Origin of the sequence: Comamonas sp. w2-DMI (genome assembly GCF_040187735.1) — a bacterium.
Lineage (GTDB): Bacteria > Pseudomonadota > Gammaproteobacteria > Burkholderiales > Burkholderiaceae_C > Comamonas > Comamonas terrae.
On record NZ_JBANEL010000002.1, the window covers coordinates 258668 to 272579 of the forward strand.

General features: G+C 66.7%; 15 protein-coding genes. 13 read left to right on the top strand and 2 right to left on the bottom strand.

The annotated features are described in order from the left end of the window. Positions 1 to 12 precede the first annotated feature (12 nt). The 5 genes from V8Z74_RS03890 (at position 13) to V8Z74_RS03910 (ending at position 4318) form a co-directional block, all read left to right on the top strand. Positions 13 to 2061 (top strand): acetyl-CoA carboxylase biotin carboxylase subunit, encoded by a 2049-nt coding sequence (locus V8Z74_RS03890; protein WP_349708061.1) that lies wholly within the window; start codon positions 13 to 15, stop codon positions 2059 to 2061. Positions 2062 to 2287: 226 nt separating this feature from the next. After that, positions 2288 to 2998 (top strand): YdcF family protein, encoded by a 711-nt coding sequence (locus tag V8Z74_RS03895; protein ID WP_349708171.1) that lies wholly within the window; start codon positions 2288 to 2290, stop codon positions 2996 to 2998. A gap of 81 nt (positions 2999 to 3079) precedes the next feature. Further along, the gene (locus V8Z74_RS03900) at positions 3080 to 3544 is read left to right on the top strand and encodes a VOC family protein (RefSeq protein ID WP_349708062.1); all 465 of its coding nucleotides are present in this window, start codon (positions 3080 to 3082) and stop codon (positions 3542 to 3544) included. 11 nt (positions 3545 to 3555) lie between these two features. Continuing rightward, complete coding sequence (locus V8Z74_RS03905; RefSeq protein WP_349708063.1) at positions 3556 to 4008, top strand: YiiD C-terminal domain-containing protein; 453 nt, start codon at positions 3556 to 3558, stop codon at positions 4006 to 4008. 16 nt (positions 4009 to 4024) lie between these two features. Beyond that, positions 4025 to 4318 (top strand): YciI family protein, encoded by a 294-nt coding sequence (locus V8Z74_RS03910; RefSeq protein ID WP_066483739.1) that lies wholly within the window; start codon positions 4025 to 4027, stop codon positions 4316 to 4318. A gap of 50 nt (positions 4319 to 4368) precedes the next feature. Here the strand turns inward: V8Z74_RS03910 and gntR are convergent, their stop codons facing one another. After that, positions 4369 to 5451, bottom strand: a complete 1083-nt coding sequence (gntR, locus tag V8Z74_RS03915; protein WP_066483733.1) for an HTH-type transcriptional regulator GntR — start codon at positions 5449 to 5451, stop codon at positions 4369 to 4371. Between the two features lie 259 nt (positions 5452 to 5710). Here gntR and V8Z74_RS03920 point away from each other — a divergent pair, with 259 nt between their 5' ends. The 6 genes from V8Z74_RS03920 to eda all read left to right on the top strand — a co-directional run bounded on the left by V8Z74_RS03920 (position 5711) and on the right by eda (position 11859). Beyond that, the gene (locus tag V8Z74_RS03920) at positions 5711 to 6289 is read left to right on the top strand and encodes a gluconokinase (protein WP_349708065.1); all 579 of its coding nucleotides are present in this window, start codon (positions 5711 to 5713) and stop codon (positions 6287 to 6289) included. Positions 6290 to 6308: 19 nt separating this feature from the next. Beyond that, positions 6309 to 6818 (top strand): TRAP transporter small permease, encoded by a 510-nt coding sequence (locus tag V8Z74_RS03925; protein WP_349708066.1) that lies wholly within the window; start codon positions 6309 to 6311, stop codon positions 6816 to 6818. 24 nt (positions 6819 to 6842) lie between these two features. Next, positions 6843 to 8123, top strand: a complete 1281-nt coding sequence (locus tag V8Z74_RS03930) for a TRAP transporter large permease (RefSeq protein ID WP_066483729.1) — start codon at positions 6843 to 6845, stop codon at positions 8121 to 8123. Positions 8124 to 8256: 133 nt separating this feature from the next. Continuing rightward, the gene (locus V8Z74_RS03935) at positions 8257 to 9258 is read left to right on the top strand and encodes a TRAP transporter substrate-binding protein (RefSeq protein WP_066483724.1); all 1002 of its coding nucleotides are present in this window, start codon (positions 8257 to 8259) and stop codon (positions 9256 to 9258) included. Positions 9259 to 9415: 157 nt separating this feature from the next. Continuing rightward, the gene (gene edd, locus V8Z74_RS03940) at positions 9416 to 11233 is read left to right on the top strand and encodes a phosphogluconate dehydratase (RefSeq protein WP_349708068.1); all 1818 of its coding nucleotides are present in this window, start codon (positions 9416 to 9418) and stop codon (positions 11231 to 11233) included. Next, positions 11224 to 11859, top strand: coding sequence for a bifunctional 4-hydroxy-2-oxoglutarate aldolase/2-dehydro-3-deoxy-phosphogluconate aldolase (gene eda / locus V8Z74_RS03945; protein WP_349708069.1), 636 nt, complete (start codon positions 11224 to 11226; stop codon positions 11857 to 11859). The genes edd and eda overlap by 10 nt, the downstream gene beginning before the upstream one ends. Before the next feature lie 118 nt (positions 11860 to 11977). Here the strand turns inward: eda and V8Z74_RS03950 are convergent, their stop codons facing one another. Beyond that, the gene (locus V8Z74_RS03950; RefSeq protein ID WP_349708070.1) at positions 11978 to 12382 is read right to left on the bottom strand and encodes a winged helix-turn-helix domain-containing protein; all 405 of its coding nucleotides are present in this window, start codon (positions 12380 to 12382) and stop codon (positions 11978 to 11980) included. A 105-nt stretch (positions 12383 to 12487) separates the two neighbouring features. On the opposite strand from V8Z74_RS03950, the gene V8Z74_RS03955 reads away from it, so the two are divergent. Together V8Z74_RS03955 and bioB are read left to right on the top strand one after the other, a co-directional pair. Then, on the top strand, positions 12488 to 12670 hold the full coding sequence (locus tag V8Z74_RS03955; protein WP_349708071.1) for a hypothetical protein: 183 nt from the start codon (positions 12488 to 12490) through the stop codon (positions 12668 to 12670). A gap of 98 nt (positions 12671 to 12768) precedes the next feature. Beyond that, positions 12769 to 13794, top strand: a complete 1026-nt coding sequence (gene bioB, locus V8Z74_RS03960; RefSeq protein WP_349708072.1) for a biotin synthase BioB — start codon at positions 12769 to 12771, stop codon at positions 13792 to 13794. Positions 13795 to 13912 lie beyond the last annotated feature (118 nt).

The window sequence follows — 13912 nt, forward strand, 5'->3', positions numbered from 1 at the left end:
ATTCCTTACACCATGTTCACAAAAATCCTCATCGCCAACCGCGGCGAAATCGCCTGCCGCGTGATCGCCACCGCCCGCAAAATGGGCATCGCCACCGTGGCCGTGTATTCCGATGCCGACAAGGATGCGCGCCATGTGAAGCTGGCCGACGAAGCCGTGCACATCGGCGCCGCACCCAGCCGCGACTCCTATCTGGTGGCCGAGCGCATCATTGCCGCCTGCAAGCAGACCGGCGCCCAGGCCGTACACCCGGGCTACGGCTTTCTGAGCGAGAACGAGGCCTTTGCCAAGCGCTGCGAGGACGAAGGCATCGCCTTCATCGGCCCCAAGGCCCATTCGATTGCCGCCATGGGCGACAAGATTGCCTCCAAGAAGCTGGCCAATGAGGCCAGGGTCAACACCATTCCAGGCTACAACGACGCCATCTCCGGCCCCGAGCAGGCCGTGGAGATCGCCAGGGGCATCGGCTACCCCGTGATGATCAAGGCCTCGGCCGGCGGCGGCGGCAAGGGCCTGCGCGTGGCCTTCAACGACAAGGAAGCCTTCGAAGGCTTTGCCAGCTGCCAGAACGAGGCGCGCAACAGCTTTGGCGACGACCGCATCTTCATCGAGAAGTTCGTGCAGGAGCCGCGCCACATCGAGATCCAGATCCTGGGCGACAGCCACGGCAATGTGATCTACCTGAACGAGCGCGAGTGCTCCATCCAGCGCCGCCACCAGAAGGTGATCGAGGAGGCGCCGTCGCCCTTCATTTCCGATGCCACCCGCAAGGCCATGGGCGAGCAGGCCGTGGCCCTGGCCAAGGCCGTGAAATACCAGAGCGCGGGCACGGTGGAGTTCGTGGTCGGCAAGGACCAGGACTTCTACTTCCTCGAAATGAACACCCGCCTGCAGGTGGAGCATCCGGTGACAGAGTGCATCACCGGCCTGGACCTCGTGGAGCAGATGATCCGCGTGGCCGCCGGCAAGAAGCTGACCATCGCGCAGGAGGACGTGAAACGCGATGGCTGGGCCATCGAGTGCCGCATCAACGCCGAAGACCCGTTCCGCAACTTTCTGCCGTCCACCGGCCGCCTGGTGCGCTTTCAGCCGCCCGAGCAGACCATGTGGCAGGCCGATACCGAGCATCTGCACGGCGTGCGCGTGGACACCGGCGTGTACGAGGGCGGCGAGATCCCGATGTTCTACGACTCGATGATCGCCAAGCTCATCGTGCACGGCAGCGACCGCATGGATGCCATCGCCAAGATGCGCGAGGCGCTCAACGCCTTCGTGATCCGCGGCATCAGCTCCAACATCCCGTTCCAGGCCGCGCTGCTGGCTCACCCCAAGTTCCGCTCGGGCGACTTCAACACCGGCTTCATCGCCGAGCACTACGGCCACGGCTTCCATGCCGAGGACGTCCCCCATGGCGACCCCGACTTCCTGGTCGCGCTGGCGGCCCACATGAACCGCCGCTACCGCGGCCGTGCCGCCACCATCAGCGGCCAGATGCAGGGGCACGAGCTCAAGGTCTCAGCCGACTACTGCGTGGTCGTTCTGGGCGCCGAAGGCAAGCACCAGTACCACGACGTGCATGTGTCGGACTTCGCCAGGGAAAGCCGCGCCAGCACCGTGGCCGTCAACGGCAAGAGCTATGCATTCAAGAGCGAGACGCCGATGCGCGCGCTGTGCGTGCAGGGGACCTGCAACGGCAAGGCCTTCACGGCCCAGGTCGAGCGCGGCACGGCCAGGAACCCGCTGGCCCTGCGCGTGATCCACAACGGCACGCAGATCGAGGCACTGGTGCTTTCGCCGCGCGGCGCCCAGCTGTACCAGCTCATGCCGTACAAGGCGCCGCCGGACCTGTCCAAGTTCCTGCTCTCGCCCATGCCCGGCCTGCTGGTCGACGTGGCCGTGCAGCCGGGCCAGAAGGTGCAGGCGGGCGAAAAGCTGGCCGTCATCGAGGCCATGAAGATGGAGAACATCCTCTTCGCCTCCCAGGACGGCGTGGTCAGCAAGATCACGGCGGCCAAGGGCGACTCGCTGGCCGTGGACGACATCATTCTCGAATTCGAATGATGGCTGCGGGCATGGCGGCGCCGGCTGCGGCCAGGGCGGCCATGCCCCGAGGCACAATCAAGGCTCCAACCACCTTCCAGAGCTTGCCCCATCTGCGCAAGCTGCTATTTCTTTGAAAGCATCCGGTTTTTCCTTCTTTCCGGCACAGGCCACGCGGCGCGAGCGGCTCGCCCGCTGCGTGCTGGCCGCGGCGGGCGCCGTGCTGCTGCTCGACGCGCTGGTGCTCATGGCCAAGGGGCATTTCAACCTGGGCGTCATCGTCCCGGCCGTGCTGGGAACGGCCGGCCTGCTCATTGCCTGCAAATGGGCGGCCCTGCAACGCTGGCGCCATGCAAGCCCCGGCCATGCGCGGCTCTGGGCGGCGGGATGGGCGCTGTTTGCGCTGTGGCTGGCCAGCCTGCTGTTTTTCTGGAGCCGCCTGCTGGGCATGGGCCTGGCGCCGGCCCAGGTGCCGCCCGTGCAGGCCATCGTGGTGCTGGGCAGCGCCACGCTCGACGGAGGGCCGCGCCCGCCGCTGGCCGCGCGGCTGGATACGGCCGCGGCGCTGGCCAGGCTGCAGCCGCAAGCGCTGATTGCGGTCTGCGGCGGCGTCGACTGGGGCGAGAAGGAGTCGGAGGCAGAAATCATGGCCCGCTACCTGCAGCAGCGCCACGGCATCGAACCCGGGCGCCTGGTGCTCGAAAAGCACAGCACCAGCACCGAGCTCAACCTCCGGCTGAGCCGGCCGCTGCTGGCCGAGCGCGGCGTGGGCGCCGATGCACCCATGGCCATCGTCAGCAGCGACTTCCATCTGATGCGCGTGATGGCCATGGCCAGGCGCCAAGGACTGGGCGATGCCCATCCCGTGGCCGCGCCCACGCCGCCGACCATGCGCTTCAATGCCTGGCTGCGCGAATACTTCGCCATGGCCAGCAGCTGGGCGCTGGGCGAGGTATGAAAATCCGCTCAAAACTGGCTGCAGCGCCCGGCAGCAGTGCGCCGGCAGCTATCGAAACCAGATAACCATCAGGAGACATCCATGAACAACCGTCCTTTCAAGGTGCTGGGCATCCAGCAGGTCGCCATCGGCGGCACCGACAAGCAGCGCATGAAGCGCCTGTGGGTGGACATGCTGGGCCTCACGCAGACCGGCACCTTCCAGAGCGAGCGCGAGAACGTGGACGAGGACATTCTTGCCATGGGCACGGGCGCCCACAAGGTGGAGGTGGACATCATGCAGCCCCTGGACATGGACAAGAAGCCGGCCGTCCACGCCACGCCGCTCAACCATATCGGCCTGTGGATCGACGACCTGCCCAGGGCCGTCGAATGGCTCACCGCCCGGGGCGTGCGCTTTGCGCCGGGAGGCATCCGCAAGGGCGCGGCCGGCTATGACATCTGCTTTCTGCACCCCAGGAGCAACGACGAATTCCCCATCGCGGGCGAGGGCGTGCTGATCGAGCTGGTGCAGGCGCCGGCCGAGGTGATCGCGGCGCTGGGCTGAAGGAGGCCGGCATGGCTGCACTGACCGCAGGCGCGCTCGAACGCTATCTGCACGATCACATTCCGCTGTCTCGGGCCATGGCGGTGGAGGTGGTGTCTACGGAACCTGACGGTGTATTGCTGCGTGCGCCGCTTGCGCCCAACATCAACCACCGGGACACGGTCTTCGGCGGCAGCGCCTCGGCGCTGGCCATACTCGCGGCCTGGTCCCTGCTGCACCAGCGGCTCAGGGCCGAGGGGCTGGACAGCCGTCTAGTGATACAGCGCAACACCATGGAATACGAGCAGCCGATTGCCGGAGCCTTCCAGGCCCGCTCGGCCTTGGTGGAGCCGCAGCAATGGCCCCAGTTCATCCGCATGCTGGCCCGCAAGGGCAAAGCGCGCATTGCCGTGGCATCGCTGCTGAGCGATGAGCACGGTACGCCGGCCGGCCGCCTGGTGGGCGAATTCGTGGCCTTGGGCTGACGAGAAGAAGCCGTCCATGCGCTGGATCGCCATCTTTACCGACACGCCGAAGATGCTGGAGGTGCGTGCGCGGCTCCAGGACGAGCATCTGGCGTTTCTGGACCGCTACCGCGATGAAATCGTGCTGGCCGGCGGCTGCCGCCTGCAGCCGGAAGGCGACTACATGGGCGGGCTCTGGATTTTTGAAGTGGCGGGCCGCGAGCGGGCCGTGGAGCTGATCGGGCAGGACCCGTATTTCATCCACGGCGCGCGCAGCTATGAGCTGCGGATCTGGGGCAAGGCCTTTCCCGGGCGCCAGATTCTGCTGTAGGGACGTGTGGGGTTTGCTGCCGCCATGGCTTCCAGCTATGGCAGAAGCGTCTAGCTGCTGTGCCGCACCACGAGTTCGTAGCCCAGATCCAGCCGCGGCGTGGCCACGGTTTCGCCGCGCATCAACTGCAGCAGCATCCGTGCGGATTCGGCGCCGATGGCGCCGCGCGGCGTGCGCACCGTGGTCAGCGGCGGCAGCATCTGGTCGCTGCCGGGCAGGTCGTTGAAGCCCGTGATGGCCAGGCGCTCGGGCACGGGAATGCCGCGGCGCAGCGCCTCGAGCAGCGCGCCCTGGGCGATGTCGTCGTTGCAGAAGAAGAGGGCGTCGATGGCCGGGTCGCGCTGCAGCGCCTGGGTCAGCAGCTCGGCGCCCAGCGCCATCGAGGTCGGCTGGGGCCACAGCAGCTCCAGCGCCGGGTCGTACAGGCCTTGCTGCTCCAGCATGGCGCGCCAGCCGGCCGCGCGCTGCATCACGCGCGCATCAAGCTGGCCCGCGCAGAAGGCGATGCGCCGGCGTCCGCGCTCGAGCAGGTGGCGCGTGATGGCGGCGCCGGCCTCGGCCTGCGAAAAGCCCACGCAGGGCGTCTGGGCCGTCCCCGGGGCAGGCTCGTCTGCGGCGCTGAGCTCCATCATGTGCACACAGGGGATCTTGCTGTCGGCCAGCAGTTTGCGCGCCGCAGGGCTGTGGTCGAAGCCCGTGAGCAGCAGGCCCGCCGGACGCAGCGGCAGATAGGTGCGCAGCAGCTGCTCCTCCTCTGCGCGGTCGTAATGGGTCACGCCGATCAGCGCATGGTAGCCGGCCGCGAACAGCACCTTGTGGATGGACTCGATGAGGTCCACGAACAAGGTGTTGGACAGCAGCGGCACCAGCACCAGCACCTGGGTGCTTTTCTGCGAGGCCAGCGCGCGGGCCGCGGGGTCGGGCACATAGCCCATGCGCTGGGCGGCGGCCTGGATCTTCTCCACTAGCTGCGGATCCACGCGCCGCTCGCCGCGCAGCGCGCGCGAGACCGTCATGGCGCTCACGCCCACGGCCTGTGCCACATCGCTGAGCGTGACGCGGCCGCTGGCACGGGGCGAGCGGCCACGGGCACCGGGACGTGGCGAGGAGGGTGGAGGTGTGCTGCTGTCCAAGGGATTGTCCTAGTCTTTGGAAGGTGGGAAGCGCAGTTATGATAGCGCTAACCAAGCGATTGCCACAGCTTTGTGAATGTTGTGGGAGGGTAACCCCCCAGGCAGCCACGCAAAGCCCGCTGGTGCCACTTTTTGGGAGACATGGGTCTCCCACAAAGAAGCACTGCAGCAGTCGCCGGCCCATGATGCCAGGCGCATGGGCTCCGTTTTCAACCAGGTAGCAGCACGCAGCGTGCTCGCTGCCTCTTTTTTCAAGGTTATGGATAGCGCTAACCAAACAACGCCGCCACGCACGCTGATCGTCATGGGCGTATCGGGCTGCGGCAAATCCAGCGTGGCCCAGCAGCTTGCGGCCTCGCTGGGCTGGGCTTTGCATGAAGGCGATGCCTACCACTCCGAAGCCAGCATCGCCAAGATGCGCGCCGGTGTGCCGCTGACCGACGAAGACCGCGCCGACTGGCTGGCGCGCCTGGCCCGGTTGCTGGCGGAGGCCGCAACGGCCGGGCCTGCCCAAGGCGTGGTGCTGACCTGCTCGGCGCTCAAGCGCAAGTACCGCGACCAGCTGCGCGCCGGCTCCGGGCAGGGCGCCGTGGGATTTGTGTTTCTCGATCTCGACTACGACACGGCGCTGCAGCGCGTGCAGGAGCGCGCCGGCCATTTCTTCTCGCCGGAGCTGGTGGCCAACCAGTTCGCCACGCTGGAGCGCCCCGACGGCGAGTCCTGCGTGCTGGGCGTGGACGCCACGCTGCCGCTGGCGGCCATCGTGGGCCGCGTCAACGCCTGGCTGGCCGTGCCCCCGCGCGCAGCGGCGGCCTCTCTTTCTTCTTCCCAACCCTGAGCATCAGGAGGTTCAACAAATGAGTCCGGAAAAAACTCCCGCTGCTCCCAAGCCACGCCTGCAGCGGCTGGCCGAGGCGCTGATGGTTCTGGCCCTGGCCGGCATGGTGGTGGCCGTTTTCATCAATGTGGTGCTGCGCTATGCGTTCAACACCAGCATCGTCTCGTACGAGGAAATCTCGCGCCTGCTGTTCGTCTGGCTGGTGGCCATCGGCGCCATCGTCGCGGCCTTCGAGGGCAGCCACCTGGGCTTCGACCTCGTGACCTCGCGCGTGGGACCGGTGGGCCGCAAGGTGTTGTTCTGGCTGTCGCAACTGCTGGTCGTGGCCTGCATGGTGTTGCTGCTGTGGGGCTCCTGGGCCCAGGTCCAGGCGGGCCTGTCCAGCTTCAGCACGGTGCTCGGCTACCCGCTGGCCCTGGGCGCGGCGGCCACGCTGGTGCTCGCCGTGGGGCTGTTGTTGGTGGCCGCGCGCGACATGCGCCGCGGCACGCCGGTGGAGCGCGATGCAGGCGCTCTGGATATCGAATAAGGCATTGGAGAGGGGCAACGCACCATGGTCGTGACCTTTATTTTTCTGTTCGTTCTGATCGGCGGCATGGTGATCGGCATGCCGATCGCCCAGGCGCTGGTGCTCACCGGCGTGGCGCTGATGTGGCACCTGGACTTCTTCGATTCGCAACTGCTGGCGCAGAACCTGCAGGCCGGCTTCGACAATTTCCCGCTGCTGGCCGTGCCGTTCTTCATCCTGGCCGGGGAGCTGATGAACGCGGGCGGCCTGTCGCGCCGCATCATCGATCTGGCCAGCGCCTTCGTCGGCCATATCCGCGGCGGCCTGGGCTATGTGGCCATCGGCGCGGCCGTGCTGCTGGCCTCCATGAGCGGCTCGGCCATTGCCGATACCGCGGCGCTGGCCACCATCCTGCTGCCCATGATGCGCGACCACAAGTATCCAGACAGCTACGGCGCGGGCCTGCTGGCTTCGGGCGGCATCATCGCGCCCATCATTCCGCCTTCCATGCCGTTCGTGATCTACGGCGTGACGACCAACACCTCGATCAGCAAGCTGTTCCTGTCGGGCGTGGTGCCCGGCCTCATCATGGGCGCCTTCCTGGTGTTTGCCTGGTGGTGGATTGCGCGCAAGTACCAGCTGTCCCAGGGCCGGCGCGTGAGCTGGGGCGAGCGCATCAAGGCGCTGGCCAAGAGCTTCTGGGCCATGATGATGCCGGTCATCATCCTGGGCGGCCTCAAGGGCGGCGTGTTCACGCCCACCGAGGCTGCCGTGGTGGCGGCCGTCTATGCGTTGTTCGTCTCCATGGTGGTCTACCGCGAGATGAGCTGGTCCCGGCTCTACGAAGTGTTCCTGGCCGCGGCCAAGACCACGGCCGTGGTCATGTTCCTGTGCGGCGCCGCCACGGTGACGGCCTACATGATCACGCTGGCCGACCTGCCCAACATGCTGGCCGACACCTTCTCCGGCGTGCTCGGCCACCCCACGGCCTTCATGGCGCTGATGATGCTGTTCCTGCTCGTCGTGGGCACGGCCATGGACCTGACGCCGACGATCCTGATCTTCGGCCCCGTGTGCGCGCCGCTGGCCGCCAAGGCCGGCATCGACCCCGTGTACTTCGGCTTCATGTTCATCTATGTGGGCTGCATCGGCCTGATCACGCCGCCCGTGGGTACGGTGCAGAACGTGGTGGCCGGCGTGGGCCGGCTGCGCATGGAGACGGTGATCAAGGGCACCAACCCCTTCCTGATGGCCTATGTGCTGCTGGCCGTGCTGCTGGTGCTGTTCCCGCAGATCGTGACCGGCCCGCTCAGGTGGATGCACTGATCGGAATGTGCTGATTGCTTCGATATCAATAGCTGCTGTCGCTTTCCAAATAAGCGATAGCGGCCAAAAACACTGAAATTTCCCGGGGCGATTTGCCCATTGTTTGCCCTCTAGATAAACCAAGGAGATAGGTATGCGAATCAAATTTGCTCTGGCTGGCGCGCTGGCCGCCCTCGTAGCTGCCGGCGCCGTGCAGGCGCAGGATTTCAAGCCGCGCATCGTGCGCTTCGGCTATGGCCTGGTGGACGACTCCAACCAGGGCCGCGCCGCGCGCTTCTTCGCCAAGGAAGTGGAAAAGGCCACGGGCGGCAAGATGAAGGTGCGCGCCATCGGCAACGCCTCGCTGGGTTCGGACACGCAGATGCAGCAGGCGCTGATCGGCGGCGCCCAGGAGATGATGGTGGGCTCCACGGCCACCCTGGTCGGCATCGCGCCCCAGATGGCGCTGTGGGATACGCCGTTCCTGATCAACAACACCAAGGAAGCCGATGCGCTGCTGGACGGCCCCGTGGGCGAGCGCGTGAAGGCCACGCTGGAGCCCAAGGGCATGGTGGGCCTGGTCTACTGGGAAAACGGCTTCCGCAACCTGACCAACAATAAGCACCCCGTGGCCAAGCTCGAGGACATGAACGGCATCAAGCTGCGCGTGATGCAGAACAATGTCTTCCTCGACAGCTTCAAGGCCCTGGGCGCCAATGCGGTGCCGCTGCCGTTCTCCGAGCTGTTCACTGCGCTGGAGACCAAGGCCGTGGACGGCCAGGAGAATCCCTACAACACCGTGCTGTCCAGCAAGTTCTATGAGGTGCAGAAGTACCTGACGGTGACCAACCACGTCTACAGCCCCTGGATTCTCACCGTGAGCAAGAAATGGTGGGACGGCCTGACCAAGGACGAGCAGAAAGTGCTGATGGAGGCGGCCAAGAAGAGCCGCGAGTTCGAGCGCCAGGACACCCGCGCCGAAGCCGCCAAGGCCCTGGCCGACCTCAAGCAAAAGGGCATGGTGGTCAACGAACTGTCCGCCGCCGAAGCCGACCGCATGCGCGCCAAGCTGACCAGCGTGCATGCCTCGGTGGCCAACGGCGTGGGCCAGGATCTGTGGAAGCAGACCCAGGACGAGCTGAAAAAGCTGCGCTGACACGCCGCCCCCTGAGGCGCTGCGGCGCCTTTCCCTGGAAAGGGGGCGACACCCGCATGGCGGCACGGCCGGTCCCGGCCTTGACCCGGTCCTTGCGCGGTGTCCCTGAGTTGGAGCAGGCCGGTCTCGAGGCCGCTCCCGATTACGGATAACGGATATGAAACTCCATCCCATTGTCGAAGCGGTCACGCGCCGCATCCGCGAGCGCAGCAGCGCCACGCGCAGCGCCTACCTGGAGCAGGTGGATGCCATGGCCGCTCGCCCGCCCGGCGCCCAGTCCATGGGCTGCGCCAACGTGGCCCACGCGTTTGCCGGCCTGCCGGGCGCGGACCGCATCCGCATCGTCGAACAGAAGGCGCCCAACGTGGCCATCGTCACGGCCTACAACGATGTGCTTTCGGCCCATGCGCCGCTGGCGCGCTATCCCGACATCCTCAAGGACGAGGCGCGCCAGCTGGGCGCCACGGCCCAGGTGGCCGGCGGCGTGCCGGCCATGTGCGACGGGGTGACGCAGGGCGCGCCGGGCATGGAGCTGTCGCTGTTCAGCCGCGACGCCATTGCGCAAGGCACGGCGATTGCGCTCTCGCACGACATGTTCGATGCGGCGCTGATGCTGGGCGTGTGCGACAAGATCGTGCCCGGCCTGCTGATCGGCGCGCTGCACTTCGGCCACCTGCCCACGGTCTTCGTGCCGGCGGGCCCCATGACCTCGGGCCTGTCCAACAACGAAAAGGCCAAGGTGCGCGAGCAGGCCGCCCAGGGCCTGGTGGGCCGCAAGGAACTGCTGGCCGCCGAATCGGCCGCCTACCACGGCGAAGGCACCTGCACCTTCTATGGCACGGCCAACAGCAACCAGATGCTGCTCGAGGCCATGGGCCTGCATGTGCCGGGCACGGCCTTCATCAACCCGGGCGATGCCGAGCGCGAGCTGCTCACGCGCGAGGCCATGCGCAGCGTGCTGGCCATCGCCAAGGCCGGGCGCTTCGCCCCCATCGGCCGCGTGGTGGACGAGCGCTGTATCGTCAATGCCATGGTGGCCCTGCTGGCCACCGGCGGCTCCACCAACCACCTGATCCACTGGGTGGCCGTGGCGCGCTCGGCGGGCATCGTCATCGACTGGAACGATTTTTCCGAACTCTCGGGCGTGGTGCCGCTGCTGGCGCGCGTCTACCCCAACGGCAGCGCCGACGTGAACCAGTTCCAGGCCGCCGGCGGCCCGGGCTATGTGATCAGCCAGCTGCTCAAGGCAGGCCTCATGCATGGCGACGTGCTCACCGTGCGCGAGGAGGGGCTGCGGGCCTTTGCGCGCATTCCGCGCGTCGAGGCTGGCAAGCTGGCCTGGCACGACGCGGGCGAGTCCGGCGACCTGTCGGTGCTGCGTCCGGCCGGCGCGCCGTTCAGTCCCACGGGCGGGCTCAAGCTGCTCACCGGCAACCTGGGCCGCAGCGTGATCAAGGTCAGCGCCGTGCCCGAGGACCGGCACGTGGTCGAGGCTCCGGCGCGCGTCTTCGACTCGCAGGAAGCGCTGCAGCAGGCCTTCAAGGCCGGCGAGCTGGAGCGCGACGTGGTCTGCGTGGTGCGCTGGCAGGGGCCGCGCGCCAACGGCATGCCCGAGCTGCACAAGCTCACGCCGCCGCTGGCCGTGCTGCAGGGTAGGGGCTTCAAGGTGGCGCTGGTGACGGACGGACGCATGAGCGGTGCCTCGGGCAAGGTGCCCGCGGCCATCCATGTCTCGCCCGAAGCCGGTGCCGGGGGCCCGCTGTCCAAGGTGCGCGACGGCGACCTGGTGCGGCTGGACGCCGTGGCCGGCACGCTGGCCGTGCTGGTCGATGAAGAGGAATGGAGCCGGCGGGCCGCAGCCGAGATGCCGCAGGTGCAGCGGCTGGACAACGGCCGCGGATTTGGACGTGAACTGTTTGCCGGTTTCCGGCGCCATGCGCTCAGCGCGGAAGAGGGAGCCTGCACATGGCTGTAGAACTGTCGGCTTTGGCCATCATGCAGAATGCACCGGTGATTCCGGTCATCGTGCTCGACAAGGTGGAATATGCGGTGCCCATGGCCCGGGCCCTGGTGGCCGGCGGCATACGCGTGCTGGAAGTGACCCTGCGCACTCCGCAGGGCCTGGCCTGCATCGAAGCCATTGCCACGGCGGTGCCCGAAGCCATCGTGGGCGCAGGCACGGTGCGCAATGCGGGCGATGCCAGGGCCGCCCACGGTGCCGGCGCGCGCTTTGCCGTAAGCCCCGGCTATACCGGCGCGCTGGGCCAGGCCTGCCGGGACCTGCGGCTGCCGCTGCTGCCAGGCGTTGCCACCAGCAGCGAAATCATGGCGGCCCAGGCCGACGGCTTCAACGAACTGAAATTCTTCCCCGCGATGCAGGCAGGCGGCCCGGCCATGCTCAAGGCCTGGCAGGGGCCGTTCGGCGACGTGCGCTTTTGCCCCACGGGCGGCATCTCGCCCGCGAATGCCGCCGATTTCCTGTCGCTGAAGAATGTGGTCTGCGTGGGGGGCTCCTGGCTGATGCCAGCCGATGCGCTGCAGCGCGGCGACTGGACGCACATCACCACGCTGGCCCGCGAAGCCGCCGCTTTGCCGCGCTGAAAAGGCCGGGCCGGCCTGGCTTTCGGCTGGGCAGTTGCTGCGGCTTGCGGGCTTTGGCAGGGCTGCCTTGATGATGAAGGCCGGCCGCGTGCCGGCCTTGTTTATGCTTCAGAAGCTGCTAGGGGTGTTGAACCATGGCCAGCAACTGGTCGATATCGCTCTGGCAGGCCTTTGCTGCGCGATGCTCTATGCGCCGGTATAGCGCAATCACCGCGCGCCCTGTATCCGTCAACGTCGCTCCGCCCCCGCCCGCGCCACCCATGGCGGTGGCCACGGCCGGAGCATTCAGCACCTGGTTGACCCCATCGACCAGCAGCCAGGCCCGGCGATAGGACATACCCAGGCATTTGGCGGCAGCGGCAATGGAGCCGTGGCGGCCTATGGCTTCCAGCAGCGCAATCTTTCCCGGCCCGATGGCGATCGCGTCACCGGCCATGACGCGCATGCGCAGCTTCATGACCGGTGTGCCGCCGGTTTTTTCCGGGTGGGCGGGCAATTTCGCGGGTAAAGAGGCGTCGGGCATGTGCAAGGGAAGCCGTAGGAGGCTGTCTATGGCCAGGAACCGGAAAGGGCCTGGCGGGACTGAAAATTTTCGCATGCCTGCCCCATGCGGCAGGCGCCGTGCCGTGTGAAAAATGACGCGCAGGCATCCGTGCATATCTTCGCCATGGGTTCGGTGCGCATTGAATGCCGTTGGTGCCTGTTGGCTCCAAGTTGGCAGTCGCTTGGACAAGCGATTTGCCAATGTCTTCCAAATGATGTCGATCTGCTGCTAAAAATGAATCAATTTGCGGCTTTTTCGAAGCATTGAAAATGGACGGTTTATTTTTGCCAGGCCGGCCGATTTTTCATGCATTGCCCGGTTTTTTCTGTTCAGAATGAAAAAAGACATTCACAGAAGGAGCCACGATGACCGCTTGCAGCACTTCCACGCATCCCGTGCAATGGCATGCCCGATCGGAGCAGGAGCCGACCGCCCCAACCGAGCCCGCCTGGAGCGTGGAAGCCGTCCAGGGGCTGCTGGACAAGCCATTCATGGATTTGCTGTTCCAGGCCCAGAGCGTTCACCGCGAACACTGGCCGGCCGGCGAAATCGAGCTGGCCACGCTGCTGTCGGTCAAGACCGGCGGTTGCCCCGAGAACTGCGGCTATTGCCCGCAGTCGGCCGAGTTCGAAACCGGCGTCAAGGCCGAGAAACTGATGAGCGTGCAAGAGGTGACCCGCGCGGCCCAGGCCGCCAAGGATGCGGGCGCCACGCGCTTTTGCATGGGGGCGGCCTGGCGCGCACCCAAGGACCGCGATATCGAGAAGATGAATGAACTGATCGGCGCCGTCAAAGGCCTGGGGCTGCAGACCTGCGCCACGCTGGGCATGCTGCAGCCGCATCAGGCACAATCCCTGCGCGAGGCGGGGCTGGACTATTACAACCACAACCTTGATACCGCACCCGAGTATTACCGGGACGTGGTGAGCACGCGCCAGTACCAGGACCGCCTCGATACGCTGCAGGCCGTGCGCGATGCCGGCATCAGCGTGTGCTGCGGCGGCATCATCGGCATGGGCGAGGAGGTGGTGCATCGCGCGGGCCTGATCGCCCAACTGGCCAACATGGATCCGTATCCCGAATCCGTCCCCATCAACAGCCTGGTGCGTGTGCCCGGTACCCCGCTGGCCGACAGCGAGCCTGTCGATCCCCTGGATTTCGTGCGTGTGATCGCCGTGGCCCGCATCACCATGCCCAAAGCGCGCGTACGCCTCTCGGCCGGCCGCCAACAACTTGGCGAGGCCGTGCAGACGCTGTGCTTCATGGCCGGAGCCAACTCCATCTTCTATGGCGACAAGCTGCTGGTCACCGGCAACCCCGATGTGGAAGCCGACACCACGCTGATGCGCAAGCTGGGCCTGCACGGGCTGCGGGCTTCCGTCGCCGGCTGAATCCCGCCAGCGGCCTGCACCTGGGTTTCCCCGGCAGCGCGCCGGGGTTTCGTCTTCTTGGATTCGATGGCTTTGCAGGGGCCAGGCTCCGTTGTGCCTGCTTGCGCCTGCTTTTTTT

Excerpts from the sequence above, each read along its gene's own strand:
- V8Z74_RS03890 (WP_349708061.1), top strand. The coding sequence starts at position 13 with ATGTTCACAAAAATCCTCATCGCCAACCGCGGCGAAATCGCCTGCCGC.
- V8Z74_RS03895 (WP_349708171.1), top strand. The coding sequence starts at position 2,288 with ATGGCCAAGGGGCATTTCAACCTGGGCGTCATCGTCCCGGCCGTGCTG.
- V8Z74_RS03900 (WP_349708062.1), top strand. The coding sequence starts at position 3,080 with ATGAACAACCGTCCTTTCAAGGTGCTGGGCATCCAGCAGGTCGCCATC.
- V8Z74_RS03905 (WP_349708063.1), top strand. The coding sequence starts at position 3,556 with ATGGCTGCACTGACCGCAGGCGCGCTCGAACGCTATCTGCACGATCAC.
- V8Z74_RS03910 (WP_066483739.1), top strand. The coding sequence starts at position 4,025 with ATGCGCTGGATCGCCATCTTTACCGACACGCCGAAGATGCTGGAGGTG.
- V8Z74_RS03920 (WP_349708065.1), top strand. The coding sequence starts at position 5,711 with ATGGATAGCGCTAACCAAACAACGCCGCCACGCACGCTGATCGTCATG.
- V8Z74_RS03925 (WP_349708066.1), top strand. The coding sequence starts at position 6,309 with ATGAGTCCGGAAAAAACTCCCGCTGCTCCCAAGCCACGCCTGCAGCGG.
- V8Z74_RS03930 (WP_066483729.1), top strand. The coding sequence starts at position 6,843 with ATGGTCGTGACCTTTATTTTTCTGTTCGTTCTGATCGGCGGCATGGTG.
- V8Z74_RS03935 (WP_066483724.1), top strand. The coding sequence starts at position 8,257 with ATGCGAATCAAATTTGCTCTGGCTGGCGCGCTGGCCGCCCTCGTAGCT.
- edd (WP_349708068.1), top strand. The coding sequence starts at position 9,416 with ATGAAACTCCATCCCATTGTCGAAGCGGTCACGCGCCGCATCCGCGAG.
- eda (WP_349708069.1), top strand. The coding sequence starts at position 11,224 with ATGGCTGTAGAACTGTCGGCTTTGGCCATCATGCAGAATGCACCGGTG.
- V8Z74_RS03950 (WP_349708070.1), bottom strand. The coding sequence starts at position 12,382 with ATGCCCGACGCCTCTTTACCCGCGAAATTGCCCGCCCACCCGGAAAAA.
- bioB (WP_349708072.1), top strand. The coding sequence starts at position 12,769 with ATGACCGCTTGCAGCACTTCCACGCATCCCGTGCAATGGCATGCCCGA.